General features: G+C 69.5%; 21 protein-coding genes. 13 read left to right on the top strand and 8 right to left on the bottom strand.

The genetic code is table 11. From position 1 onward, the window contains the following. Positions 1-419 precede the first annotated feature (419 nt). From AC5592_RS07155 to AC5592_RS07145, 3 genes are all read left to right on the top strand, one after another. On the top strand, positions 420-1,592 hold the full coding sequence (locus AC5592_RS07155) for a glycoside hydrolase family 3 N-terminal domain-containing protein (RefSeq protein WP_063063746.1): 1,173 nt from the start codon (positions 420-422) through the stop codon (positions 1,590-1,592). A gap of 91 nt (positions 1,593-1,683) precedes the next feature. Continuing rightward, positions 1,684-2,283, top strand: a complete 600-nt coding sequence (locus AC5592_RS07150; RefSeq protein ID WP_030514254.1) for a TetR/AcrR family transcriptional regulator — start codon at positions 1,684-1,686, stop codon at positions 2,281-2,283. Between the two features lie 68 nt (positions 2,284-2,351). Next, positions 2,352-3,758, top strand: coding sequence for a DUF5685 family protein (locus tag AC5592_RS07145; protein ID WP_232329243.1), 1,407 nt, complete (start codon positions 2,352-2,354; stop codon positions 3,756-3,758). Positions 3,759-3,891: 133 nt separating this feature from the next. Here the strand turns inward: AC5592_RS07145 and AC5592_RS07140 are convergent, their stop codons facing one another. Both AC5592_RS07140 and AC5592_RS07135 read right to left on the bottom strand, forming a co-directional pair. Beyond that, positions 3,892-4,761, bottom strand: a complete 870-nt coding sequence (locus AC5592_RS07140) for a MaoC family dehydratase (RefSeq protein ID WP_063063745.1) — start codon at positions 4,759-4,761, stop codon at positions 3,892-3,894. A 1-nt stretch (position 4,762) separates the two neighbouring features. After that, complete coding sequence (locus tag AC5592_RS07135) at positions 4,763-6,124, bottom strand: 3-oxoacyl-ACP reductase (RefSeq protein WP_232329242.1); 1,362 nt, start codon at positions 6,122-6,124, stop codon at positions 4,763-4,765. A 251-nt stretch (positions 6,125-6,375) separates the two neighbouring features. On the opposite strand from AC5592_RS07135, the gene AC5592_RS07130 reads away from it, so the two are divergent. Then, complete coding sequence (locus tag AC5592_RS07130; protein WP_039781524.1) at positions 6,376-7,713, top strand: acetyl-CoA C-acetyltransferase; 1,338 nt, start codon at positions 6,376-6,378, stop codon at positions 7,711-7,713. Positions 7,714-7,849: 136 nt separating this feature from the next. On the opposite strand, the gene AC5592_RS07125 is transcribed toward AC5592_RS07130, so the two are convergent. Further along, the gene (locus AC5592_RS07125; protein ID WP_063063744.1) at positions 7,850-8,848 is read right to left on the bottom strand and encodes a sigma factor; all 999 of its coding nucleotides are present in this window, start codon (positions 8,846-8,848) and stop codon (positions 7,850-7,852) included. Positions 8,849-8,978: 130 nt separating this feature from the next. Between AC5592_RS07125 and AC5592_RS07120 the strand changes: the two genes are divergently transcribed. Further along, positions 8,979-9,326, top strand: a complete 348-nt coding sequence (locus tag AC5592_RS07120) for a DoxX family protein (protein ID WP_036506860.1) — start codon at positions 8,979-8,981, stop codon at positions 9,324-9,326. A gap of 30 nt (positions 9,327-9,356) precedes the next feature. Here AC5592_RS07120 and AC5592_RS07115 read toward each other — a convergent pair whose 3' ends face one another. Continuing rightward, complete coding sequence (locus tag AC5592_RS07115) at positions 9,357-9,806, bottom strand: VOC family protein (RefSeq protein ID WP_143859909.1); 450 nt, start codon at positions 9,804-9,806, stop codon at positions 9,357-9,359. A 339-nt stretch (positions 9,807-10,145) separates the two neighbouring features. Between AC5592_RS07115 and AC5592_RS07110 the strand changes: the two genes are divergently transcribed. From AC5592_RS07110 to AC5592_RS07095, 4 genes are all read left to right on the top strand, one after another. Then, on the top strand, positions 10,146-10,649 hold the full coding sequence (locus AC5592_RS07110) for a universal stress protein (protein WP_063063743.1): 504 nt from the start codon (positions 10,146-10,148) through the stop codon (positions 10,647-10,649). Positions 10,650-10,743: 94 nt separating this feature from the next. Then, positions 10,744-11,844, top strand: a complete 1,101-nt coding sequence (locus AC5592_RS07105) for an isochorismate synthase (protein ID WP_063063742.1) — start codon at positions 10,744-10,746, stop codon at positions 11,842-11,844. Between the two features lie 127 nt (positions 11,845-11,971). Continuing rightward, entirely contained in the window at positions 11,972-12,142 is a 171-nt protein-coding gene (locus tag AC5592_RS07100; RefSeq protein ID WP_083871340.1) for a DUF2613 domain-containing protein, read from the top strand. Next, positions 12,123-16,982, top strand: a complete 4,860-nt coding sequence (locus tag AC5592_RS07095) for an alpha-(1->3)-arabinofuranosyltransferase domain-containing protein (RefSeq protein WP_198163782.1) — start codon at positions 12,123-12,125, stop codon at positions 16,980-16,982. Before AC5592_RS07100 ends, AC5592_RS07095 begins: the two co-directional genes overlap by 20 nt. On the opposite strand, the gene AC5592_RS07090 is transcribed toward AC5592_RS07095, so the two are convergent. Beyond that, positions 16,963-18,162 (bottom strand): acyltransferase family protein, encoded by a 1,200-nt coding sequence (locus AC5592_RS07090; RefSeq protein WP_063063741.1) that lies wholly within the window; start codon positions 18,160-18,162, stop codon positions 16,963-16,965. The genes AC5592_RS07095 and AC5592_RS07090 overlap by 20 nt on opposite strands. A 233-nt stretch (positions 18,163-18,395) precedes the next feature. On the opposite strand from AC5592_RS07090, the gene pgfA reads away from it, so the two are divergent. Then, a complete protein-coding gene (pgfA, locus tag AC5592_RS07085; protein ID WP_036506872.1) occupies positions 18,396-19,535 on the top strand; it encodes a cell envelope lipid trafficking protein PgfA in 1,140 nt (379 codons plus the stop codon). 83 nt (positions 19,536-19,618) lie between these two features. Here the strand turns inward: pgfA and AC5592_RS07080 are convergent, their stop codons facing one another. Further along, positions 19,619-20,062, bottom strand: coding sequence for an SgcJ/EcaC family oxidoreductase (locus AC5592_RS07080; protein ID WP_063063740.1), 444 nt, complete (start codon positions 20,060-20,062; stop codon positions 19,619-19,621). Between the two features lie 95 nt (positions 20,063-20,157). Here AC5592_RS07080 and AC5592_RS07075 point away from each other — a divergent pair, with 95 nt between their 5' ends. Then, the gene (locus tag AC5592_RS07075; RefSeq protein WP_036506876.1) at positions 20,158-20,640 is read left to right on the top strand and encodes a MarR family winged helix-turn-helix transcriptional regulator; all 483 of its coding nucleotides are present in this window, start codon (positions 20,158-20,160) and stop codon (positions 20,638-20,640) included. A gap of 14 nt (positions 20,641-20,654) precedes the next feature. Here the strand turns inward: AC5592_RS07075 and AC5592_RS07070 are convergent, their stop codons facing one another. Both AC5592_RS07070 and AC5592_RS07065 read right to left on the bottom strand, forming a co-directional pair. Next, positions 20,655-21,977, bottom strand: coding sequence for a hypothetical protein (locus tag AC5592_RS07070; protein ID WP_063063739.1), 1,323 nt, complete (start codon positions 21,975-21,977; stop codon positions 20,655-20,657). A gap of 82 nt (positions 21,978-22,059) precedes the next feature. Beyond that, positions 22,060-22,563: a DinB family protein gene (locus tag AC5592_RS07065; RefSeq protein ID WP_084506451.1), complete on the bottom strand. Its 504-nt coding sequence runs from the start codon at positions 22,561-22,563 to the stop codon at positions 22,060-22,062. 36 nt (positions 22,564-22,599) lie between these two features. Here AC5592_RS07065 and AC5592_RS07060 point away from each other — a divergent pair, with 36 nt between their 5' ends. After that, positions 22,600-22,950 (top strand): ester cyclase, encoded by a 351-nt coding sequence (locus AC5592_RS07060; protein WP_036506880.1) that lies wholly within the window; start codon positions 22,600-22,602, stop codon positions 22,948-22,950. A gap of 137 nt (positions 22,951-23,087) precedes the next feature. Further along, complete coding sequence (locus AC5592_RS07055; protein WP_063063789.1) at positions 23,088-25,073, top strand: hypothetical protein; 1,986 nt, start codon at positions 23,088-23,090, stop codon at positions 25,071-25,073. Positions 25,074-25,093 lie beyond the last annotated feature (20 nt).

Raw genomic sequence — 25,093 nt, 5'->3', positions numbered from 1 at the left:
ATGGATAGCGATCCTGGCCTGCAACAGGGCGGGACCGAATCATGAATCTTCGACAACCGACTACCGACCGTCAGGTTACCGAGAGATTACCAATCGCAGCTGTAGCTATCGACTCGTCCGACTGCGGGCAACCGTCAGCATTCCGTTTCTACTGCCGTCTGGAAATAGCTGGTTATTGATCTTTTATTCGGTCCGCCGCTGTTCCGAAGGCGATCGCGCACGACGACCGCAGAATGACTGATATCACAATTCAATAACTGAGGTATTACCGCGGCAGGTGTTCGCCGAGCCCGCGAAAGGGTGGCCGTAGCGGTCGGAGCGAGGCTCGGCGACGCTCGCCCGGGGTGCGGTTCCCGGGGCAGGGGTGCGGATAGCGACCACGGGTAGGTTCCGGCGACCGGAACGGCTACGGTCGGTCCATGCGCAACGTCGCCGGGATCGTTCTCGCAGTAGCCGCAGTCGCCCTCGCGGGGTGCTCCGGTGGTGGCGGCTCCACCACCACGACCAGCCCCAGCACCGCACCGGGCACGACGAATGCGGCCGGCGGCACCGCCGCGACCACCACGACCGGTAACCAGCAGGACTGCGCCGCAGGCTATCTCGCGCAGTTCACCACCCGGCAGAAGCTGGCACAGCTGGTCACCGTGGGCGTCAAGAACACCGCCGACGCCGAACAGGTGGTGCGCGGGGAACAGGTGGGCGGCATCTTCGTCGGCAGCTGGACCGATCAATCCATGCTGTCCGGTCAGGGCCTCGAGCAGGTGAAGGCCGCCGCGCGCACGCCGCTCATGGTGACCATCGACGAAGAAGGCGGCCGGGTGTCGCGGTTGCAGAATCTGATCGGGCAGGCGCCCTCGGCCCGGGTCGCCGCGCAGACCATGTCGACCGACGAGTACTACCAACAGAGCCTCACCCGCGGGCAGGCCATGAAGAAGTTGGGCATCACCGTCGACTTCGCGCCCGACGTGGATGTCAGCGACGAGCCCGACGACGCGGTGATCGGCGACCGCTCCTACTCCCAGGATCCGCAGGTCGTCACCGAATACGCCGGCGCCTACATCCGGGCCATGCACGATGCCGGTGTCGGCGCGGTGATGAAGCACTTCCCCGGCCACGGACACGGATCGGGCGATTCTCACACCGGCGCGGTGCGCACGCCCCCGCTGGATCAGATGCAGCAGGTGGATCTGGTGCCGTTCCGGAACCTGATCGACTCCGGCGCCGCGGTGATGGTCGGTCATCTCGACGTTCCCGGTCTGACCTCGCCCAACGTTCCGGCGAGCATCAGCCCGGAGGCGATGGCACTGCTGCGCCAGGGCACCGGTTACAACGCCAAGCCCTACAACGGCCCGATCTTCACCGACGACCTGAGCGGCATGGCGGCCATCACGGCGCGGATGGGCATCGAGGAGGCCGTCGCCACCGCCCTGGAGGCCGGTGCCGACGAAGCGCTGTGGATCAGCACCGACGCCGTCAGCTCGGTGCTGGACCGGCTCGAACAGGAAGTTCGCGACGGGAAACTGACCATGAAGCAGGTCGACGATTCGGTCCTGCGGGTGGCCGAGTACAAAGGCATCCAGCTCCCCTGCTGAGCCCGGCTTCAGCGAATCGGTGGCAATTCGTTGCCCTCGGAAACTTACCTTGGAGTAAGATAGGGGTTTCGATATGGGCTAGGAGTGGTGGATGGCAGGCGGAACGAAGCGGCTTCCCAGGGCGGTTCGTGAGCAGCAGATGCTGGACGCCGCCGTCGAGGTCTTCTCCCGAAAGGGATATCACGACACGTCGATGGATGCCATCGCGGCCGAGGCCAAGATCTCCAAGCCGATGCTGTATTTGTACTACGGCTCCAAGGACGAACTGTTCCGGGCCTGCATTCAGCGCGAGAGCGCACGCTTCATCGAGGCCGTCGCGGTGGCCGGCAATCCCAAGCTGACGCCGCACGAGCAGCTGCGCGCCGGGCTCGAGGCGTTCCTGTCCTATGTCGACAACAACCGGCTGTCGTGGTCGGTGCTGTACCGGCAGGCCCTCGGGCAGCAGCCGTTCGCCTCCGAGATCGCGAACAGTCGCGAGCGCATCATCGAACTGACCGCGAAACTGCTCGAGTCGAGTGCCAAATATGCCGAGCCCGGAACGGATTTCGATATCGTCGCGGTGGCCGTGATCGGTGCGGGCGAGGCGATCGCCGACCGGATCGCCAGCGGTGAGGTCGATGTCGCCAGCGCGGTCGACCTGCTCGACAATCTGGCCTGGCGCGGTCTGGCCGGTAAGAAGAAGGCCGAGTAGACACCGGCGAATCGCGCGGTCCGACTTGCGCGGCGCTGTCGGCACCTGCCAGAGTGCGCAGTGCACAGATGGCCGGATTGCCGATGCGGCCGGGGTTCTACGGGGCGGAATTGTTCGGACTTCTCACGCCGTGCGCGCACAGCGCGGCGAAATACGGCCTGGATGCGGCAGATTGGCGCACGCATATGTGCGGACTGTGCCTGGGCCTGCGCGACGGGCACGGCCAGTTGGCCCGCACCGCGACCAATACCGACGCGATCGTGCTGAATGTGCTCACCGAAGCACAGACCGGTGCGGCCGCGCGGACCGCGGCCGGGCCGTGTGCGCTGCGCGGCATGCACCGTGCTTCGGTCGCCGCGGCCGGATCTCCCGGGGTGCGGCTGGCGACGACAGCGTCACTGTTGCTGGGAGCGGCCAAGATTCGCGACCACGCCGACGACGGCGACGCGGGTCCGCTCGCCCGGCGGCCCATGCGGAAGGTGGCCGATCGCTGGTTCGCCTCGGCCCGCGCGAACGCCGCCGACATCGACCTGGACATCGAACCGCTGATCGCCGCGATCGGCCGTCAGGCAGAACTCGAGCAGACAGTGCGGATCCGTTCGCGGACAGCCGATTCCACGCCGCTGCAGCTGCTCGCCACGCTTACCGAGCCGACACAGACGTGTGCCGCCGAACTTTTCGCCCACAGTGCCGTTCTGGCGGACCGCCCGGAGAACGTCACTGCCCTGCGAGAGGTCGGCTGGCATTTCGGGCGCATCGCCCACCTTGCCGACGCCATCGAGGATCTCGACGACGACCGCCGCCGGAATCGCTTCAATCCGCTGCTCGCCACCGGAGTGAGCGCCGAGGGGGCACACGGTCTGCTGCGTGAGTCCGACGCCGAAATACGCCGTGCCCTGCACCAAGCGAAGCTCGCGCACGTTCCCACCGTCCGCTGGCTGTTGCTGGATCCGCTTCGCGGCGTCGTCCGCAAGCTGGGCCGAACCGCGGCCGTTGCGTGCGGCACCGCGACATCCGCCTGCAGTTGCGGAAAGCGTAGTGGCGCAACCCTTTCCCGCGACGCCGATACCAGCGCGACGGCACGGTTGCTGGGCTACCCGGTGGCGGCCGGGCACATTCGGTCGTGGGCAGCCGCAACGGTGCAGCCCCACGACATTCCGCCGCCGTTCGGTGATCGACCGCCGAGCGATCCGTATCCACCCTCGGACGAGCCACCGCACGAGCCCCCGCGACGGCCCACCTTCTGGCAGGGAGTCGGGATCATCTGCGGGGTGTACTGCACCGGGTACGCCTGCTGTGCCGGGCATCGGCGGCCGTGCAGCGGCGAACATCGGGATGCCTGGCTGCAGCGGTGCGACTGCGATTGCGATTGCTGCGACTGCGGCGACTGCGAAGGCTGTGGCGATTGCTGCAGCTGTTGCAATGGTTGCGGCGACTGTGACTGCGATTGCTGCGGCTGCGACTGCAGTTGCTGATCGGGCCGCCGATCGCCGGCTCAAATCGACAACAGCCGCCCACCTTTTCGCCTTCGCCACATATCGAATCCCCCATGCGATCCGATATGCGGCCGCCGAGAAGGTGGGCGGCTGTTCGTGTGCCGTTCGCTGCTCAGTGCAGCGTCGCGGTCAGATGAGGGTAGCCCTTCTTCGGATGTTTCAGCGACAGATCCCAGCCCTCGGCGGTCTGGTCGGCGTAGACGTTGACCGTGGACGGCAGCAGGATCGGCTTGCCGAATTTCACCGCGTAGGCCGTCTTCGCGGGCACCCGGCCCTCGATGACGCCGAGGATCGCGGCGGCCGACCACATGCCGTGGGCGATCGACCGGGGGAAGCCGAAGGCCTTCGCCCCGAGCGCCGACATGTGGATCGGGTTGCGGTCGCCGGAGGCGGCCGCGTAGCGATGGATCATCGCCTGGTCGACCTTCAGCGTGCGCAGCGGCGGCGGCGGCACCTCGTCCGGGGGCGGCGCGGCCTTCGGGCCACCGGACATCGAGGTGCGCTGCTGGTGCAGGAAGGTGGTGACCTGCCGCCACACCAGTTCCCGACCCACGCTGATCTCGCTGATCGCATCGACCAGCAGACCCTTCGGGTGCTCGCGCAGATTCTCCACGTGGGCGCGGATGTCGAGCGGTTCGCTGACCGAGATCTCGCGGGTGCGCTCGATCAGATTCTCCGCGTGCACCGCGCCGACGGCGACGAACGGGAAGTCCCGGGCCACCACCAGCTGCATCACCACGGGAAAGGTGAGCACGAACGGATAGGTCAGCGGCAGGGAGTCGCCGAAGCGCAGCCCGGTCGCGTGGCAGTAGGCGGCGAGGTGGTCGGGATCGACGCGGACGCCGTTCCACTCGACCGCGCGATCCGGGATCTCGGACTTACGCGCCGACACCAACGGCAGCGGAACGGCACCCAGGGCGGCCTTCAGATACAGGCTGCCGGTTTTGGGCGGCTCGTTCAGCGAGATGGTCTGAGTGGCCACGTCAGGCTCCGATCATGGCCTGGCCGCAGACGCGAACGATGTTGCCGTTCACCGCATTCGAGGCCGGGCTGGCGAAGTAGGCGATGGTCTCGGCGACGTCCACGGTCTGCCCGCCCTGCAGCAGGGAGCTGAGCAGCCGGCCCGCCTCGCGGGTGCCGACCGGAATGGCGGCGGTCATCGCGGTCTCGATGAAACCGGGGGCGACGGCGTTGATGGTGATGCCCTTCTCGGCCAGCTTGGGCGCCTCGGCCTTCACCATGCCGATGACACCGGCCTTCGAGGCGCCGTAGTTGGTCTGGCCGCGGTTGCCGGCGATACCGGCGATCGAGGACACGTCGATCACCCGGCCGCCCTCCTTCAGCGCACCCTTGGCCACCAGGCCCTCGGTGATGCGGTGCGGCGCGGCGAGATTGACGTTGAGCACGGCGTCCCAGCGCGCGGCGTCCATGTTCGCGAGCAGCTTGTCGCGGGTGATGCCGGCGTTGTGGACGATGATGTCGACGCCGCCGAAGCGTTCGGTGGCGAATTCGGCGATCTTGTCCGCGGCATCGGCGGCGGTGACGTCGACCGCGAGCGCGGTGCCACCGACCTTGTTGGCGGTCTGCGACAGCGCTTCGCCGGCGGCCGGGATGTCGGCGACGATCACGGTGGCGCCGTCGCGGGCGAACACCTCGGCGATGGTCGCGCCGATACCGCGGGCGGCGCCGGTGACCACGGCGACCTTGCCGTCGAGCGGCTTGGTCCAGTCGATGCCGGCGGCGGCGTTGTCGTCCTTGCCGACCCGGAAGACCTGGCCGTCGACGAACGCCGACTTGGCGGACAGGATGAAGCGCAGGGTCGACTCCAGACCGGTGGCGGCCGCGGCGGCCTCCGGGTGCAGGTAGACCAGGTTGGCGGTGGCGCCGCGCAGAAGTTCCTTACCCACGCTGCGGGAGAAGCCCTCCAGCGCGCGCTGCGCGATCTGCGCGTCGACGCTGCCCGCGAGCTCCGGCGTGGTACCGACCACCAGCACGCGGCCGGAGGGGGCGATCGAGCGCATGGCCGGCTGGAAGAACTCGAACAGCTGCGACAGTTCCTCGACGGTGGCGATGCCGGTGGCGTCGAAGACCAGCGCACCGACCTTCACGCCCTGGGTGGGGGCGTCGACGAAGGTGTAGTCCGACAGCAGGGTGCGCGCGGCGTCGGCGACGCGGCCCTTACCGCCGAGCAGGACGGGGCCCGGCAACGCCGGCTCGCCGGGGGCGTAGCGACGCAGCTTCTCCGGCTTCGGCAGGCCCAATTTGCCGGCCAGGAAAGCGCCGGGGGCGGAATTGACGAACGAACCGTAAAGGTTGGGAGCGCCCTTGCTCTTGCTGGCTGCCACTGTTCCTACCTTCTCCTTGTGTCGTATGTGGACGATCTGGACGTCTGCCGTATCCGTTTTCCCCACTACCCCGCGCGTTGTAGCCCACATCTCCGGGGTACGGTGTCGACAATTAACTTACTCCAGAGTAAGTTTAATGTAAACCGACGGAACCGCCAGCAGTACAGTCGGCCGGGTTACCGACTTCGTCCCCAATATGCGGCATTCCCGGCTCCGGACCCAGAAAACCCGACGAGACAGTGGAGACTCGAGTGACTACCAAAGCCCGTTCGGCGAAGACCGCACCATCGAGCAGCCGGGCCGACAAGGCCAAGCAGGCCAAGCCCGTCGCCGTCCTCGGCGGTAACCGCATCCCGTTCGCTCGCTCCGACGGCCGTTACGCCCACGCTTCGAACCAGGACATGTTCACCTCCGCGCTGAACGGCCTGGTCAGCCGATTCGGGCTGCAGGGCGAGCGGCTCGGCATGGTCGTCGGCGGCGCGGTGCTCAAGCGGGTCGGCGAGCACGGCATGGTCCGCGAGAGCGTGCTGGGCAGCGAACTCTCGCCGTACACCCCCGCGCACGATCTGCAGCTGGCCTGCGGCACCGGCCTGCAGTCGATCGTCACCGTCGGCGACGCCATCGCGCTGGGCCGGATCGAGGCCGGTATCGGCGGCGGCACCGACACCACCTCCGACGCGCCGATCGGTGTGAGCGAGTCCATGCGCGAATGGATGCTCGACGCCAACCGGGCGCGCAACAACAAGGATTACGTCAAGCTCGTCGGCCGGCTGCGCCCGAGCATGGTCGGCATCGAGATCCCGCGCAACGCCGAGCCCCGCACCGGGCTGTCGATGGGTGACCACGCGGCGATCACCGCCAAGGAGTTCGGCATCGCCCGCGAGGCGCAGGACGAACTGGCCTACCTCTCGCACAAGAACATGGCCGCCGCCTACGACCGCGGCTTCTTCGACGACCTGGTCACTCCGTTCCTGGGCCTGACCCGCGACGACAACCTGCGCCCGAACTCCTCGCTGGAGAAGCTGGCCACCCTGAAGCCGGTGTTCGGCAACAAGCTCGGCGATGCCACCATGACCGCCGGCAACTCCACCCCGCTCACCGACGGCGCCTCCGCGGTGCTGCTGGGCAGCGAGGAGTGGGCCGCCGAGCGCAACCTGAAGCCGCTGGCCTACCTGGTCGACAGCGAAGTGGCGGCGGTCGACTACGTCTGGGGTCCGGACGGCCTGCTGATGGCGCCGACCTACGCGGTGCCGCGCCTGCTCGCCCGCAACGGCCTCACCCTGCAGGATTTCGACTACTACGAGATCCACGAGGCGTTCGCCTCGGTCGTGCTGGCCACCCTGCAGGCGTGGGAATCCGACCAGTACTGCAAGGAGCGGCTGGGCCTGGACGGCGCCCTCGGGGCGATCGACCGCACCAAGCTCAATGTCAACGGCTCCTCGCTGGCGGCGGGGCACCCGTTCGCCGCGACCGGTGGGCGCATCATCGCCCAGACCGCGAAGCAGTTGGCGGAGAAGGGTTCCGGACGCGCGCTGATCTCCATCTGCGCCGCCGGCGGCCAGGGCGTGGTCGCCATCCTGGAACGCTGATCCGCGCCGCCGCTGGGCGCGTATGACGAAACGACGCCGGCCCGTATCGAACGGGCCGGTAATTCGGAAGCCGGTTGCCGATCGCGGCGAATTCCGGGCGGCGGCGAATCGGTCGAATCCGTATCCGCACCGACAGTCAGCGCGCGGGCGGCGGGACCGCGATCGTCAGGGCGCCCAATCGGCCCGGGTCGGCGACGACGTCGTAGGCGGCCACCCGGTCCTCGCGCACGGTGAGCAGGAGGACCGCCGCCAGTTTCCCGTGCGGTGCCACGACCAGTCCCAGCCGACCGTCGACCAGGGCGAGGCCCGCGACCCGGGAACGACTGCGCAGCAGCACCGTTTCCTCGGCCACCGCCGCCGCACCCCGCACGACGGACGCGATACCGGGCGGCAGAATCGCCGGGTCCGCGGTGCGCACGACATCGGGTGCGAGGACCGCGAGCAGGGCGCCGAGGTCGCCGGCCCGCGCCGCCGACAGGAATGCGGTGACCACCTCGCGATGCCCGTCGAGTTCGGCCGCGGGCGTCGCGGTGTCGCCGCGCACGCGGTGGCGGGCGCGACTGGCCAGCTTCTTCGTCGTCGCCGCGGTGCGGCCCACGATCGGGGCGATCTCGTCGAACGGGACGGCGAACATGTCGTGCAGTACGAAGGCGACACGCTCGTCCGGGCTCAGCGTGCGCAACACCACCAGCAGCGCGCGGCCGACCGAATCCGCCAGTACCGCTTCGGCTTCCGGCTCGGAGAAGACGACCGGCCGAGGGCCCGCACCGGCGAAGTCGAGCGCGACGGATCCGGCCGCGGGGCCGACGAGCTCCTCTCGCCGCGCGGCTCGGGAACGCAACTGGTCCAAGCAGATTCGCGAGACGACGGTGGTGAGCCACGCCGCGAGATTGTCGATCCCGAGCCCGTCCGCCGCATCGTCATCCGCGGCCCGCTTGCCCCCCGCGCCCCCTTCCGCCGTGCCTCGCCCGCCATGCTTCGTCTCGGTCGTCCCCGTGGCCCGATCGAGGCGCAACCAGGCTTCCTGCACCGCGTCCTCGGCCTCGCCCAGTGAGCCCAGCATGCGGTAGGCGATAGCGCGCAGCAGCTCGCGGTGTTCTTCGAAGCGCCGCGCCAGCTCGTCCCGATCGCGCACCGGTCACCTTTCTCGGCCCCCGCACGTCGAACCGGATGTGGGACGGATTCGCCCTGTTCGCCCGCGCCGTGGGCTCGAACCCACTTCTTCACGATCGCAGATCAGGGCGCCGAACGAGCAGGAGGGTGTCATGCACACCGCATATGTGACCGTCACGATCGTCGCCGCCGTGGTGATCTTCGGGACGACCGTCGTCGACATCGTCGCCCCGGAGTGGGTGCGCGGCAATATGCGCAGCTACGGGGTACCGGACTGGGCGCTGAGGCCGTTGGCGGCGATCAAGGCAGCGGGCGCACTGGGGCTGCTGGCGGGGCTGGTGTTCCCGGCGGTCGGCCTGGCCGCGGCCATCGGCCTGGTGCTGTATTTCGTCGGCGCGGTGATCACCATCGTGCGGGCACGCTGGTACGCGCATCTGCCGTATCCGATGCCGTGCCTGGTCCTGGCCTCGGCGGCGGCCTGCTTGATCGCGCTCGCCTGACACCGACCCGGGATCCACGGCGCGCCCGGCTCACGCGGCGATGCGCTCCACCGCTGCCACCACCTCCGAGAGCAGCGGCAGCGATTCGTCGCGCTGAGGTGCGCGCGCCCACCACCGGCCCTCGTGGGTGTGCCGCCCGAATCCGGTGGGCAGAATGACATTGCTGCGATGGGATCCGATATCGACGCCGTGGCGCTGCAATCGCAGAGTCCGATCCCCGTCCGGATAACCGTCGAATACCGCGATGAACGTTCGACGCGGCGGATGTTCGCGCACCAGCACCGGTCCCGGAATGCCGCGCACGGTCAATTCACCGAGTACCAGCGCACCGAGCGGTTCCGGCGTATTCACCGCGGCGACCGAGTCGCCCAGCGGTAACACCACATATCCGGGTGAGGTGACGCGCACATAGGGTAATCCGAACAGCTCCCGATAGGTGTCCGCCCAATCCTGTGGCGTAGCAATCTCTTTCAATCGCACGATGCACCTCACTCACTGTCCATCTCCCGGCGCCGTACCCCGGCTCCGTTCGTCGGTTGTTCCAGTGAATACCGGAAATCACAGCAGTTACACGTGATTCGGTGAATCACGCGCGAATTGTCAGCCACGAGTGAGGTTCAGCACACAGTCCGATCGGTCCGGACCGAATGGTCGCATCCGGTCCGGACCGAAATGCGGGGACGGAACAGAACGGTTTCGAATCGAATCGGCGAATACCGATCGACATCCCGCATCGACGCTGATCGCGCGAGTAGTCTCGGGTCGCGGGTAGTCGCGGGACGCCCACACACTCACGGCACGGAGGTCCGGGAGGTCGTCATGACTTGCGACTTGATGCTCATCGCGTACGACGGATCCGAGAATGCGAAGCGGGCCGTGGAATATGCGGGGCGGTTTCTGTCCGCGCCCAGGGCGGTCGTGCTCACGGCGTGGGAGCCGATGGTGCGCCAGGCCGCGCGGCTGTCCGGACTTTCCGGGGTGATGCAGCCGGAATGGCTTCCGGACGAGGAGATCGAGGATATCGCCTACGTCGACGCCAAACAGATCAATGCCGAGGGCGTACGGCTGGCGAAATTGGCGGGACTGAATGCGGAGCCACGCACCGCCGAATGCACCTCGACCATCTGGAATGCGATCGTCGACGTGGCCGACGAGCTGAATGTCGACATCATCGTCGCCGGTACGCGAGGCTCCACCGGCATCCGCGCCCTGCTGCATTCGAGTGTCGCGGAGGCGGTGCTGAAACACTGCCACCGGCCGATTCTGCTGGTACCGCCGGGAAAGGAACCGATTCCGGTCAGCGATCTCGCCGGTCGGCTATGACGGTGCCGCTCCCCTTCACATGAGTCTGCCCACATGAGATCTGCGTCGCTGCCCGGGCGCCGCCCGTACCGGACACGACTATCGTCGGGAAACTATGGACGGCTTTCTGCTCGCACAACCGGGGGGCGTGGTCCGTACGACCGGCATCCGGCGCGCATTCGACGATGCGCGGCGGGCGGCGGCGGCCCTGCGTGCGGGTGCGGCGGAACTGATCGTCGGCGCGATCCCGTTCGATCCGGGCGATGCGGCCGCGCTGTGTGAACCGGAACAGGCGCAACACAGCGCGGGCCCGTGGCGTCCGGCCGCGGTGCCACCGCTGCCCGAGGTCCGGGTCGTCGCGGAGATTCCCAGCCCGGCCGAGCATGTGGCCCGGGTGACGAAACTGGTGGAGCAGCTGTCGGATCCGGCGCAGCCGTTACGCAAGGTGGTCGCCGCGCGCTCGTTGATCGCCGAGGCGCGGCAGCCGCTCGAACCCGAGGTGATCGCCGCGCACCTGCTGGTTCGCCATCCCCAGGCCAACGTCTTCGCCGTCGATCTGACACCGGCCGGCCGGGTCGGCGCACATCTGGTCGGCGCCACACCGGAGGTGCTGGTCGCCCGGCACGGCGACACCGTCACGCTGCGTCCGCTGGCCGGGACACTGCCCCGGCACGCCGATCCCGCCGTCGATGCCGAACGGTCGCGGGAGTTGTTGTCCAGTACCAAGAATCGCGACGAGCACGCCTTCGTCATCGAGTGGATCCGCGAACAACTCACCCCGGTCTGCGCCGAACTCGCGATCCCCGAGGGCCCAGAGCTGATCAACACCGCCGAGGTCTGGCATCTGGCGACACCCGTCACCGGCCGGCTGCGCGACCCCGCCACCACCGCGCTCGACCTGGCGCTGCTGCTGCATCCCACGCCCGCGGTCTGCGGGACCCCCACCGACCTCGCCCTGCGAACCATCACCGAACACGAGGAGCCGCGCGGGTTCTACGGCGGCGCGGTGGGCTGGTGCGATGCCCGCGGCGACGGTGAATGGGTGGTCGCTATCCGATGCGCCGACGTGTCCGCGGACGGGCGCACCGTGCAGGCCTACGGTGGCGGCGGCATCGTGGCGGCGTCCGACCCCCGCACCGAACTCGACGAGACGACGGCCAAACTGCGCACCCTGTTGAACGGGCTGGCCTGCGCGGTACCGGACCAGCCGAGCTGATCAAGACTGCTCGCAGGGCGCGGAGAAGGTCGGCCGACCGGCGGGTTGCCGTGCTGCGTGCCGCCTGCGGCGCGCCCATGTTGTAGGTTGGCTCGCAAGACGCCTGTGTCGATGTTGGGAGTACGCGATGAAGTTTGCCGTCCCGGGGGTTGCGAGCGCCGTCGCCGGAGCGCTGCTCGGCGTGATCGCGGTGTTCGTCGTCGTGACGGCGACAGCGCAGAATTCGCGGCCCGAGGTGGATCGCAGTGGCGACGCGTCGTCGTCGCTGCTGAACAACGTTGAGTACGGCGCGCGCTGACGCTGCGCCCGCCGCTGCCCCCTCCGCCGACTCCCCTTCCTCGGCCACCGCACCACTGGGCCGGCGTTGGTTCGCCGGTACCGTTCTCGCCGCCTTCCTGCTGACCTTTCTGCAGGCACCCGGCAATACCGTCGCCGACACCAAATACGATCTCGCCCAGAATCCGGTCGGATTCCTGCAGCGCGCCGCCCATCTGTGGAGCAGTCAGGCGCCGATGGGCCAGGTGCAGAACCAGGCGTACGGATATTTCTTCCCGCACGGCGCCTTCTTCTCACTGGGCCATGTGCTGGGCCTTCCGGCGTGGGTGAGCCAGCGGATCTGGTGGGCGCTGCTGATTCTCGCCGGCTTCTGGGGCATCGTCCGGCTGTGCGAGGTGCTGGGCATCGGCACCCGCGGTTCCCGGGTGGTCGCGGCGGTCGCGTTCGCGCTCTCGCCGCGGGTGCTGACCACGCTCGGATCCATCTCCTCGGAAACCCTGCCGATGATGCTGGCCCCGTGGGTGCTGCTCGCCCCGGCCGCGCTGGGCGTCGTCGGGCTGCCGCGGGTCCGTGCCGTCCGCTCCGGATGGCGGCGACTGCTGCCGCACCGGCCGACCGCCGACTCGGTCTCGATGCGGGGTGCGACCTCGCCCGCGGCGAGCGCCCTCGCGCTGGCGCTGATGGGCTCGGTCAACGCGGTCGCGACGGTGGCCGCCTTTCTGCCCGCGGCACTGTGGTGGGCGTCGTATCGGCCGAATCGCACCTGGTGGCGCTTCACCCGGGCGTGGATTCCGCTGTTGATTCTCGGCACCTTCTGGTGGGTGGTGCCGCTGCTGGTGCTCGGCAAGGTGAGCCCGCCGTTCCTGGACTACATCGAATCCTCCGGGGTGACCACCCAGTGGGCGTCGCTCGGTGAGGTGTTGCGCGGCACCGACAGCTGGACGCCGTACGTCTCACCGGAGCGGATCGCGGGCGCGGTGCTGGTCACCCAGCCCGCGGCGGTACTGGCGTCCGGAGCGCTCGCGGCGGCCGGAATGGCCGGGCTGGCGCTGCGCTCCATGCCGGGACGCGGACGGTTCACGCTCGTTCTGATCGCCGGCCTGGTCGGCATCTGCGCCGGATACGCCGGACAGCTCGGCGGGCCGTTCGCCGAATCGGTGCGGATCTTCCTGGATTCCGGTGGCGCCCCGCTGCGCAATGTGCACAAGCTGGAACCGTTGATCCGGATCCCGCTGGTGATCGGGCTCGCTCATCTGCTGCGCCGGGTGCCGCTACCCGCCTCGGTGCCGATGCCGGTGTGGCGCAGCGCCTTCGCACATCCGGAACGCAACCGGATGGTCGCCGTGGCGGCGCTGCTGCTGGCGGCACTGGCCCTGTCGACCTCGCTGGCATGGACCGGCAAGCTCGCCCCGCGCGGCGCCTACGACAAGGTGCCGGCCTACTGGCAGCAGACCGCGGACTGGTTGGCGCACAATGCCTCCGACACCCGGGCGCTGGTGGTGCCCGGAGCGCCGTTCGGCAGCCAGATCTGGGGACTGACCCGCGACGAACCGCTGCAAGCCCTGGCCCGCACGCCGTGGGCGGTGCGCGATGCCGTGCCCCTCACACCGCCGGGGGCGATCCGGGCGATGGATTCGGTGCAGCGGCTGATCGCCGACGGCCGGCCCTCCACGGGGCTCGCCCCGACACTGATCGATCAGGGCATCGGAATTCTGTTGCTGCGCAACGATCTCGACCCCGACACCTCCCGCTCCACCCGTCCGATGCTGGCGCACGAGGCGATCGAGGGCTCGCCCGGGATCACCAAGGTCGCCGAATTCGGCAACCCGATCGAGGTGGGCCACGGCGACGGATTGGTCGCCGACGGTGATCTGCGCCCGACGTATCCCGCGATCGAGATCTACCGGGTGAGCGACGGCGACAGCGGGCAACCGGCCGACATCCGCAGTGGTCCCGGCGCACCCGCGAGCTTCCCCGGGGCGCGGACCGTGCCGCTGAATTCCGTGCCGGTCGTTCAAGGCGGTCCGGAAGTGCTGGAACGGCTGCGTCGCAACGGATCCGGCGCGAACGGACCCACCCTGCTGGCCGCCGATGCCGCACGCGCCGGACTGACCCCCTCCGCGACCACGATCACCGATACCCCGATGGATCGCGAGGCCGATTTCGGGCGGGTGGACAACCACAATTCGGCGCTGCGCGCGCGCACCGACGCCCGCCGCACCCACAACCTGGTCCCCGACTACCCCGTACCCGGCGCGCAGCCGGTGGAGGGGCAGTGGTCCGGCGCCACCGTCACGGCCTCCAGTTCCGCGGCCGATGCCACTCAGCTCGGCGGTGCGGCCCCGGGAAGTTCGACCGCGGCCGCCTTCGACGGCGACCCGAGTACCGCGTGGTTGAGCACCAGTGCCGAACACGCTGTCGGACAATGGCTCCGGCTCGGCCTCGACCATCCGATCCAGGCGGGGGCTCTCCAGGTGACCACGAGTCCCGCCGCGATCGGCGATCCGGTGAAGTGGATCGAGGTGCGCACCGCCAACGGCACGGTGGCCGCGCGGATATCGGAACCCGGTGCGCCGGTGTCGGTTTCGCTGCCGCCTGGGCGCACCGACTGGCTCACCATCACGGCGACCCGTACCGAGAACGGTACCGGCGGTGGGCAATTCGGCATCAGCGAGGTGCAGCTGTTCGACTATTCGAACCGTGACGCGCCGACGCCGGTGACCATTCGCCACCGCACGGTGCTGCCGTCCGTTCCGGCCGGTACGCCGGTGCGCGGCTGGAATCTGGGACAGGAATTCCCCGGTCGCAGTGGATGTTTCGATGCGCCGGATCGCGTGCGCTGCAGTAAGGGACTCGCACTGCCCGCCGAGGAACCGGGCGCCTTCGAACGCACTCTCGATGTCCCGGCCCCGGTGACGGTCGCACCGCGGCTGACCCTGCGCACCCGGCAGGGCCCGGCGCTGGAAAGTCTGCTGACCGATCCGGAGCGGCCCATCGCCCGGGGCAAGGCCGATGTCGGCGATCTGCGCGGTTCGGCCTTCGCGGCGACCGACGGCGATCCGCGCACCAGCTGGATCGCCCCCGAGGAGACCGTGCGCAATCGCACCGGCGCCAAACCGACGCTGACCGTTGCGCTGCCGCGCCCGGAACTGGTCACCGGCCTCGAGGTGACCCCGCCGATGGGCGCACTGCCCGCGCGGCCGACCTCGATCGCGGTGAATCTCGGTGACGGGCCCCAGGTGCGCGAGATTCCGCCCGCGCCGAAGGGACGCGATCCGGAGGCGACGGCCGAGTCCCCGGGCCGCACCTCGCCGACCGCCACACCGCCGCGGGACGCACCCGCCCCGCAGCCGAAGTCGACCGACACCCCCGCGCCGATGTCCGCACCGCCCACTCCGGTCCGGCTGGAGCTGTATCCGCACGTCACCGACCACATCGAGATCAGCATCGATACCTGGAAGCCGGTGCTGGACCGCACCGCACTCGGTTTCACCCAGGAGCAGCCGCCGGGCCTGGCGGAAGTGTCCGTACTCGGACCGGACTATCCGGCGCCCGCACCCGGCGACCGGCCGGTGACGGTGGACTGCGACCACGGCCCGACCCTCGCGGTCGCGGGGCGGGTGCTGCACACCAGCGTGACGGCGACGGCCGATGAATTGCGCACGGGGAAGCCGGTTTCCGCCACGGTGTGCGCGCCCGGCGACACCGCGTACGGCGGTGCCACGGTCGACCTTCCGGCCGGTTCCGTCGACGTCGCGGTCGCTCCGACCGAACTGTTCTCGGTCGACGAATTGCGTTTGGACAATACGGCTTTCGAGGCTGCCACGCCCGCGACACCGGCTACGGACGGTGGCGACGCGACGCGACCGGCCCACGACGGTGACGAAGCAACCGGCGAGGGCGGGACTGCCGTCGACCGCCCCGCGCCGGAGTCGACCGGAGGCGCCGATCGCCCGGCCGGCATCGACGCGCCGCCCGGCGATCGCCTGCTGGTGCTGCCGCTCAGTACCAATGTCGGCTGGACCGCGCACACCGGAGACGGCCACACGTTGCGGCCCGTCGTAGTCGACGGATGGAAGCAGGGCTGGGTAATTCCCGCGGATGCGCACGGCCCGGTGACCGTGGGATTCCCGATCGACCGCTGGTATCGCCTGGCCATCTTCGGCGGTCTGCTCCTGCTGATCCCCCTGGTGCTGCTGGCCCTGCCGGTACCCGGGCGTCTGCGTAAACGGTTGGGGCACAAACGAAACCACCGCGCGGACGAACTGCCGCAGGACGACACCACGCCGCTCCCCGCAGAAGGCGGAACACCCGGCGGCACCGCCCTGTCGGCTGCCGACTCGCCCGTCCCGGCGGACGGTGCACCGACGACGTCGGCCGACGGTGCGCTCGCGCACGGAATCGGCGGCGGCACGACACCCCGGCCGGACGGTGCTTCGAGCACATCCGACGATCACACCGACAATCCCGTGACCGCCGTCCGGGCACCGGCCTCCCCGGCCGTTTCCTACGACCCACCGCCTCGGACCTGGAACAGCTGGTGGCTGGGCGCCGCCGGTGTGCTGATCGCCGCCTTCCTCATCGCCGGCCCGATCGGGGCGGTGTGCGCCGCGATCGGTGTCGTCGCGGTACGGGTGCTGCCGCAGGCGCCGCTCGTCCTCGCCGTGCTGGCCGGGGCCGGCACGATTCTGGGCGAAGCCGCGCTCTCCACCGGGCCGTGGCGGTCGGGAGAGGTCTATATGGGTGGCTCGCTGTGGGCGCAGGTCCCGGCGCTGGTGGCGGTCGTCGCCGTGGGCGTCGCCGCACTGCCCGCGCGGAAACCGTGGGGGCGAGCGGGTTCCGCTATCCGAACCGGCGTTTGACCCACTGCCGCACCGGCTCTTCGACCAGCGCGTAACTCGCGGCGGCCAGCGGAATCGTGAAGGCGACCGTCAACGCCAGCACATGCAGGAACCCGCCGTTGAACGGGATGAATCCGAAGATCGGGAACATCATCGCCAGGACCACCAGATGCCAGATGAAGATGCCGTAGGACCAGCGTCCGATCGTCAGCGCCAGGCGGCTCTGCAGAAAGCGGTGCCGCGCGACACCGACCACGAGCGGGGCGAGCAGGCCGAAACCGATCAAGGCCCCTAGACCCATTTTCATCGCGTACTGCCACGCCGCGGCGCGAGCCAGTCCGGCGGGCCCGGCCAGGTCGGTGGCCGACAGCGCGAACGCGATCGCGGCGACCGGCCACATCAGCCGGCGGTCGCCGAACCACCGCTGCCACCGCGGCGCCGCGTCCCCGTCCCGCGACCGCGCGCCCAGGATCTCGGCCAGTTCGGCCAGCACCATGCCCGCCGCGAACCAGGGCAGATAGCCGGGCAGCCAGTTGTCGGCGTGGATGGCGTCCGGGGTGGGCACCGGCAGAAAATTCCAGCCCAGGCACAGCACTCCGATCGCGGTCACCGCGAACACCCGCTGCCGCGCCGCCGAGCCGCGCAACCCGGCCAGCGCCCAGGCCAGCGGCGGCAACACCAGATAGAAGGCCACCTCCACCGACAGACTCCACATCTGGGTGAGCCCGTCGGTCAGGGTCAGCGGGACGAAGACCTGCACCAACGCCAGATTCGCCCCCCACACCCGCAGCCCGGCCGAATGCGCCGCGGACGGCAGCAGGGTGAGCGCCACGCAGACCACGACCCAGTAGGCGGGCAGGATGCGAGCGGCCCGGTGCAGCAGATAGCGCCCGGCCCGCGGCGCGGTGCCCAGCCCGCGCGCCGCGGCGGCGTGCGGACGCCACAGCAGGAAGCCGGAGAGGCCGAAGAACACGGCTACGGCCATATCGAACCGCTCCCACACCCGCCCGATCACCGGCGTTCCCGCGGCGCCGGTCTGGAAGGCCACATGGGTCAGCACCACACCGAGTGCGGCCAGTCCGCGCAGACCCTCCAGTGCGGGAACGAATTTCCGGGTTCCGGGGACCGCCGGAGCGGGGCGCGACGCCGGGGCAGCCGGCACGTCGGTGCTGGATGTGGCGATTTCGGGGGTTGCGGTCATCGCGATCCAGTGTGCCCTGCCGGATTCGCCGCGGCCGCGTGCGGCTCCCCGCGGCCCGACCGTGGACCGCGCCTCGCCGGACGCCCGTACTTCTCCGGGGTGTTTTCCGCACTCAGCTCGCCGGGTTAAGGTGCCGGACTGTTAGTGTCGGGGCTCACGAGTGCTTGTGTTATGACCGCACCCGGTTATGAGCGCACCCGGACGAGGCTTGTTCGACGACGAGGAGAGTTTGCATGGCACTCAGTGCCGGTACCAAGAGGACGGTGGCCTGCCTGCTCGTGGGACTCGGTGCGCTGTTGATCGTCGCAGCGATACTGATTCCGACCTACGGGGTGAGCCAGTTGGCCAAAACTCCCCTCGACCTCGAGATCACCACCATCGCATCCAACAAGCCGAACGCCCCGAGCGAGGTGCTGGACGCGAAATCGCTCACCTCCGGTGAGGGCCCGGTCCAGATCGACAAGAACGTCGGGCTCATCTCACAGCGCTTCCTCACCGTCGAGGATCCGTCGGGTAAGACCAATATGACGATCCAGGCCGGTCAGACACTGCGCCGCAAGGACAAGACCGGTGACACCGGCCTGCTGTCCGCGATCATCGACCGCGTCACCATCAACCGCAAGACCGGTCAGCCGATCGACGACGACCCCAACGGCTCGATCGCGACCACCGTCGACAGCAAGGGCAACAGCGTCCCGGATCCGGTGCAGCACACCGGTCTCCAGTACCGCTTCCCGATCGGCACCGAGAAGACCACGTACCCGTACTTCGACATCAACGCCCGCAAGTCGTTCGATATGAAGTTCGTGGAAGAGACCGAGATCAACGATCTGAAGGTCTACCACTTCCGCCAGCAGGTGCCGCCGACCGATCTGTCCAAGGTCACCTCCGCGCCGACCAACCGGCTCACCTTCCCGGCCGCCAAGTGGGGCGTGCAGGGCGACGGCGACGTCACGATGAACCGCTACTACACCAACACCCGCGACGTGTGGGTCGAGCCGGAGACCGGCACCGTCGTGAACGGCTCCGAGCAGCTGCACCAGTACTACGCGCGCAGCGCGGACAAGCCCGAGGTCACCGCGATCAACACCACGCTGACCTTCGATCCGGACACCGTCCGCTCGCAGGCCGACGAGGCCCGCAAGTACATGGACCAGATCTCGCTCTACAGCCGCACGCTGCCGATCATCCTCGGTGTGCTGGGCGTGATCTCGCTGATCGCCGGTCTGATCCTGGGCCTGCGCGGCGGCGACGGCTCCTCGAAGCCGGGCCGGCTGGTCAAGAAGCCGCAGACCACCCAGCCGAGCGACAAGTCGGGTCAGCCGTTCTCGGAAGCGCCGACGCAGCAGATCGACATCAGCAAGAACCGGTGATCAGCGAGAACCGGTAGGTTCTCCGGTCGCACAGTGGCTCCCCGGTTGTCGGACCGGGGAGCCACTGGCGTTTCGCGGGGCCGCTATCCGGCGGCCGGCCGGGCGGCGGGCTGCATGCGGAAGGTCAGCGCCTCCATGATGGTTTTGCGCTGGGTCTTCTGCACCGCCGCGATCCGCCATTCGCCGTCGGCTTCGCGGACCACGGTGTAGGTGGCCAGCTTGCCCAGCTTCTTCGGCTGCCCCTTCGACGATTCCCCGCGGGTGACGACGACGGCGGTATCGCTGCCGTAGCGGCGGATCTCGATGATGTCGACGGTGAGCCGGGTGCCCTTGAGGAAACTGTCGAACAGCGCCTGATGCGCGCCGCCGATCTCGGTGCCACCGTGGTAAACGGTGCCCAGATAGGTGACGTCGGTGGCGTCGGCGGTGAAACAGGCGCCGTAGGCGGCGCCGTCGCCGCGGTTCCAGGCGTCGCGGCTGCGCTCGATGAGAGCGCGGATGGCGGTGGTGTCGGTGGTGGCGGTCATGAGCAGGGCCTCTCGTGATATTCTCTGCTTAGAAGATTTTACTTCTTTGGAGAAGTCTCTTCGTTGAGGAAGAGATTACGAGAGAGGTGTGTCCCGTGTCAACGACGAGTCGCCACCACGACCCCCGCCAGGTCTTTCGCCGCTATCTGAGTTCCGTTGTGCTGCATGCCCAAGCGGGTGCGAAAGCGGTCGGGCTCGGCGCCACCGACCTCTACGCGCTCAATATCCTGGAGCTGAGCGGGGCGATGACGCCCGGCGAACTCGGCGCCCGCACCGGGCTCACCACCGGACCCACCACCCGCCTGATCGATCGCCTGGAACAGGGCGGCTACGTGCGCCGGGCGCCGGATCCGGCCGACCGGCGCAAGGTCATCGTCGAACCGGTGGACCGGCCCGCCGGCCTCGACAGCGCCCTGGCCCCGGCCCGTCGCCGGATCGGCGACATCGTGCGCGGCTACACCCCCGAACAGCGAGAACTGCTGTTCGACTACTTCGCCCGCGCGGCCGATGCGTACCAGCGCGCCGCCGAAGACATCTCCGCCGAGGAGCTCACCGAAGCGGAGACACCGGGCGAGTGAGTCGCCTCCCGTCGTCACTCGGTAGGTAACGGCGAAAGCTTCTCTCCCACAGCGATATTCGTAGCACCCGGATCGCGGCGCACAGTCCGGACCACCACGGTGACCACCAGCGTGGTCACGATCGCGACGATGGCGGTGGCCAGCGCGATCAACGCCGGCAGGCTGCGCACGAACGGCACGGCGACGCCCACTTCGACCGCCAATCCGGCCCAGATGACGGCGGCCGGTGCGGTGCGGTCGGCGGCGATGGCCGACAGCAGGGCTCCCTGCAGCACCGCCAACAGCGCGCCGGCCAGCGCGAACAACCACAGCAGATCCTGGATCGGCGCGTAGTCACGACCGGCGAACAGCGGGGCCAGCGGCGCCAGCACGGCCGCGCCGGCCACGGCGACCAGGCCGACCGCCGCCAGCACGCCGAGTGCGGACCGCAGCGCGCGCACGGAATGCTGCGGTTGCGCCATCCGCGGATACAGCACGACGCCGACGGCCTGCGGGAGCCAGAACGCGATCTTGGTGGCGATCGCGCCGAGGGCGTAGCGGCTGGCGTCCGCCTCGTCGAGAACGATGCGGGCGATGATCAGATCCGCGGACGACAGCGCCATCAGGGCAGCCTGGACCTGGGCCGCGCGCAGGACCGCGGTCACATCGGCGGCCCGTGCCGCGCCGATCCGCGCACCGGTGCTCCGGACCTCGACGGGGGCCCGGGCGACTTCGGTCGCGTTCGGTGGCAGCGGGTTCGAACCCGCATCCGGCGCCGAGTGCGCGATCCGGGAGATCCGATTCGCCGCCGTGGTAGCGACCAGCAAGCCGAGAGCGGCGCCCCAGAGCGCGGCCGCGGCACCCGCGCCGATGGCCAGCGCGATCAGCGCCGGAGCGACCCGGGCGATCGCCGAACCGCCGAGAACTATTGCGAGCGAACGGAATCGGTTCGTTCCCTGCAGGATTCCCTGCTCGCCGGACAGCAACACCAGGACCGGCGCGGCGATCAGCGCCCCGCCCGCGGCGACCGCGCTCACGTGCAACAGCGCCGCGACGGCGGGTATGAGCGCGAGCACGACGACCGCCACGATCGTCGTGCAGCGCCGGGTCAGGCCGCGCACCGTCGCCACCGCGGCGCCACGCACCAACTCCCGCGCGACCACGTTCTGCAGCGCCAACGCCGGCACCGCGGCGAGCAACTGCACGGCCAGCAGACTCGCGAAGGCGCTGTAGCCGGCCACACCCAGCCAGCGTCCGGCCAGCAGTTGCAGCAGATAGCCGGCGATATTGGCGGTCATGGCCCCAGCGGTCACCAGGGTCATATCCGCGACCACGGGTAGACGGCGCAGGGCAGGCATCCCGCCATGCTCCCACCTCCGCGCCACCCGGCGCAGCCGAGGCCTGCCGGTACGCGACCGGCGGTGCCGTCGAGCCAGTGTTTCAGTCCTCGTCCCCCAGCTGGCGCCGCACGTCGAGCAGGTGATGGCGGACCTCGTGGACGGTGTGGACCGCCACCCAGCGCAGTTCGCGCTCGACGCGATCGGGGTAGTTGTACAGAACCCGCCGGTTCCAGTCGTCGGCGTCGAGGCGGTCGAGAACATTCGCGAGCAGTCGCGCCGAGACGAGCAGTTCCTGAGCCACGTCGACGGGATCCTGCTCGGCATAGCCGTCGTGATCGGCGCGTTCGTCCCGGCCCATGGTGACGAGGGCCGGGCGGTCGGTGCGACGCGCCAGCAGTACGCGTTCGCGCTGCACGAGCAGTACGTCCCGGACGTGGCAGCCGTATTCCAACGGCGACCACAGCTCCGGAAGCCGGCGGCGCCGCGCGTCGGGGCAGTCGTTCAGCGTGGCGGCCAGCTCGGTGACACCGGCGAGGATCGCGGTCGCGGCCCGCGGTGCCTCGTCCGGCCGGTACTCGTAACCGCATTCGGCGCATCGATCCATCGCACAACCCCGTCTCGCCACGTTGACACCGTCTCAGTGAGACCATATTTTTTCACGCCGGACTGCACGTTTCCGACCCTCGCCGACCGCACCGGCCGTGCCCGGTTCACCGTGGCGGACTACCGGACATTCCTGCTGGACTATTTCCGTGCGCTCCCGGACGCCACCTTCACCGTGGACGAACTGATCGGCGAGGACGACCGGGTCTGGGCCCACATCACCATCCGCGGCACCCACTCCGCGGAGCTGCGCGGCGTCCCCGCGACCCACCGGCCGGTGGAGTACACCCAGCTCGGCCTGTACACGATTCGCGACGGGAAGATCGCGGGAGCGCGGGCGGTGTTCGACGATGTGACGTTGCTGCACCAGATCGGCGGGCAAGTGTAGGGAGCCAGGCGGGCGTGCCCGGGCGGGCGTCCACGGCCGGCATTCCGGCCGACGTAGGGTGACTCAGCGTGACCGGGGCTCGAGAACACGGCGACGACACCAGAAGCTCGCAGCTGCGTCCGGCGAGCGCCGCGCCGATGTGGGCCCGGATCGTTCCCCTGGCCTACAGTCTCGCGCTCGCCCTGATCGTCGTCGGTCCGCTCTCGGGGCCGGGATATCTGCTGCTGCGCGACGGAGTGAGCACGCCGCGGTCCTACGCGACCGATGCGGCTCTGGGGCTGGGCGACGCGGCGCCGAGGGCTGTTCCGCAGGACGGATTGCTCGCCGCACTGTCGGTGGTGGTGGACGGAGGGATCGTCGTCAAGGCGATTCTGGTGCTGGCGCTCGCGGCCGCCGGATGGGGCGCGGCCCGGCTCGCGCACAGCCTGCTGCGGGTGTCCCTGGCGCCTCAGCTGGTCGCCGCGACGGTGGCGATCTGGAATCCCTATGTGGCCGAACGCCTTCTGCAGGGACATTGGAGCCTGCTCGCCGGCTATGCGGCGCTGCCCTGGACGGTTGTCCTCGGGCAGCGGTTGCGGTCGGGCGCCGGACAGGCTCATCCGGCGACGCGTACATCGCACGGTGACACGGCGTCCGGGCCGGACGATGCGGGCAGCACGACGGCGGGGGCCGATGCCGACCGCGGGCCGCGGACAGACACCTCCGAACAGGCGTTCGGCGGCCGGGCGAGGCCGGGGTGGGTGCGTACCGCCGTGCCGTGGGCGATGCTGGGCGGCGTACTCGCCGCGGCGGGTTTGACGCCGACCGGTTCGCTGCTGGCGGGTCTGCTGGCGATCCTCACGGTGGGGCGGCGCAATGTGGTCGGCGCGGTGGCGCTGTGGCTGGTGAGCGCCGGTCCGTGGCTGGTGGCCACCGCGCTGTCCGGCAGCGGGGCCGAACCGTCCGATCCGGCAGGCGTGGCGGCCTTCGCCGCGCGGGCCGAGCCGGGGCTCGGCACCCTGGGGAGCCTGGCCGGACTAGGGGGAATCTGGAACGGCGCGGCGGTACCCGGCTCTCGGACAACACTTTTCGCGGTGCTGTCGACCCTGGTGCTGCTGGCGATCGTCCTGTCGGGGGTGCGGGCGGTCGCGGCGCCGGGCGAACGCTCCACGCGCTATCCACGGCGAATGCTGCTGGTGCTGGCCGCGATCTGCATCCTGTTGCCGGCCCTGGGCGCGACGGGATGGGGTCTCTCGATCGGCGAATCCCTGATCGAGCGCATCCCCGGTGCCGGTTTGCTGCGCGACACCCAGAAGTATGTCGCCCTTGCGATGCCCGCATATGCCCTGTGCGCTGCGGCGGGATGCCGCGCTCTCGCCTCCTTCCGCCGCCGCGGTACACCGGAATTCGCGCGGCAACCTGCGCCGCACACCGACACGGTTCACACGGACGCGCCCGCGGCGCTGACATCTCCTGCCGCCGGTGACGAGCCCTCGCACACCGACAGCACCGCGCTGCGGCCGAATACCCTTGCCGTGCAACCACTTATCGCTGTGCTCTTCATCGCCGCGCTGATCCTCACCTTGCCCGACCTGGCCTGGGGAGTGGGTGGTGCGCTGCGACCGGTGCACTACCCGCCCGCGTGGCAGCGGGTGGCCGCGGTGGTCGACGGCCCCGGCGACGTCGCCGTGTTGCCCGCCGGGATCTTCCGCGTATTCCCTTACAGCGGAAGGGTTCCGGTGCTGGATCCCGCGCCCCGCATGCTGCGGTCGGACGTTCTGCAGACGGGTGTGCTGCCCGTCCGGGGGCAGGTGGTGGCGGGTGAGGGCGCACGGGCCCAGCGGGTGGAGAACCTGCTGCTCCGAGGCGCGGACCCCGCCGACCTCGCCGCCCAGGGCGTCGGCTGGATACTCGTCGAACACCGCACGCCGGGAGCGGTCGGCGATGCGAGAACCACGCTGAGCCGGCTGCAGCCGGTGTACTCCGACGCCGATCTGACGCTCTATCGCGTACCGGGCGCACGAGATGTGGCCCGGGCCACCGCCACCGACCGTGCCGTGGTCGTCGCCGCGCACCTGCTGTGGGCGGCTCTGCTCCTGACCGGGCTCGCGGCCGCCCTGGTCGACCGGCGACGTGGGCGATGAAGCGCACCGATCGACAGCCG

The sequence above is a fragment of the Nocardia violaceofusca NBRC 14427 genome (genome assembly GCF_963869435.1).
In the GTDB taxonomy this organism is placed as follows: domain Bacteria; phylum Actinomycetota; class Actinomycetes; order Mycobacteriales; family Mycobacteriaceae; genus Nocardia; species Nocardia aobensis.
Note: the sequence above shows the minus strand (reverse complement) of the source record. Positions and strands in the feature narration are given on the sequence as shown.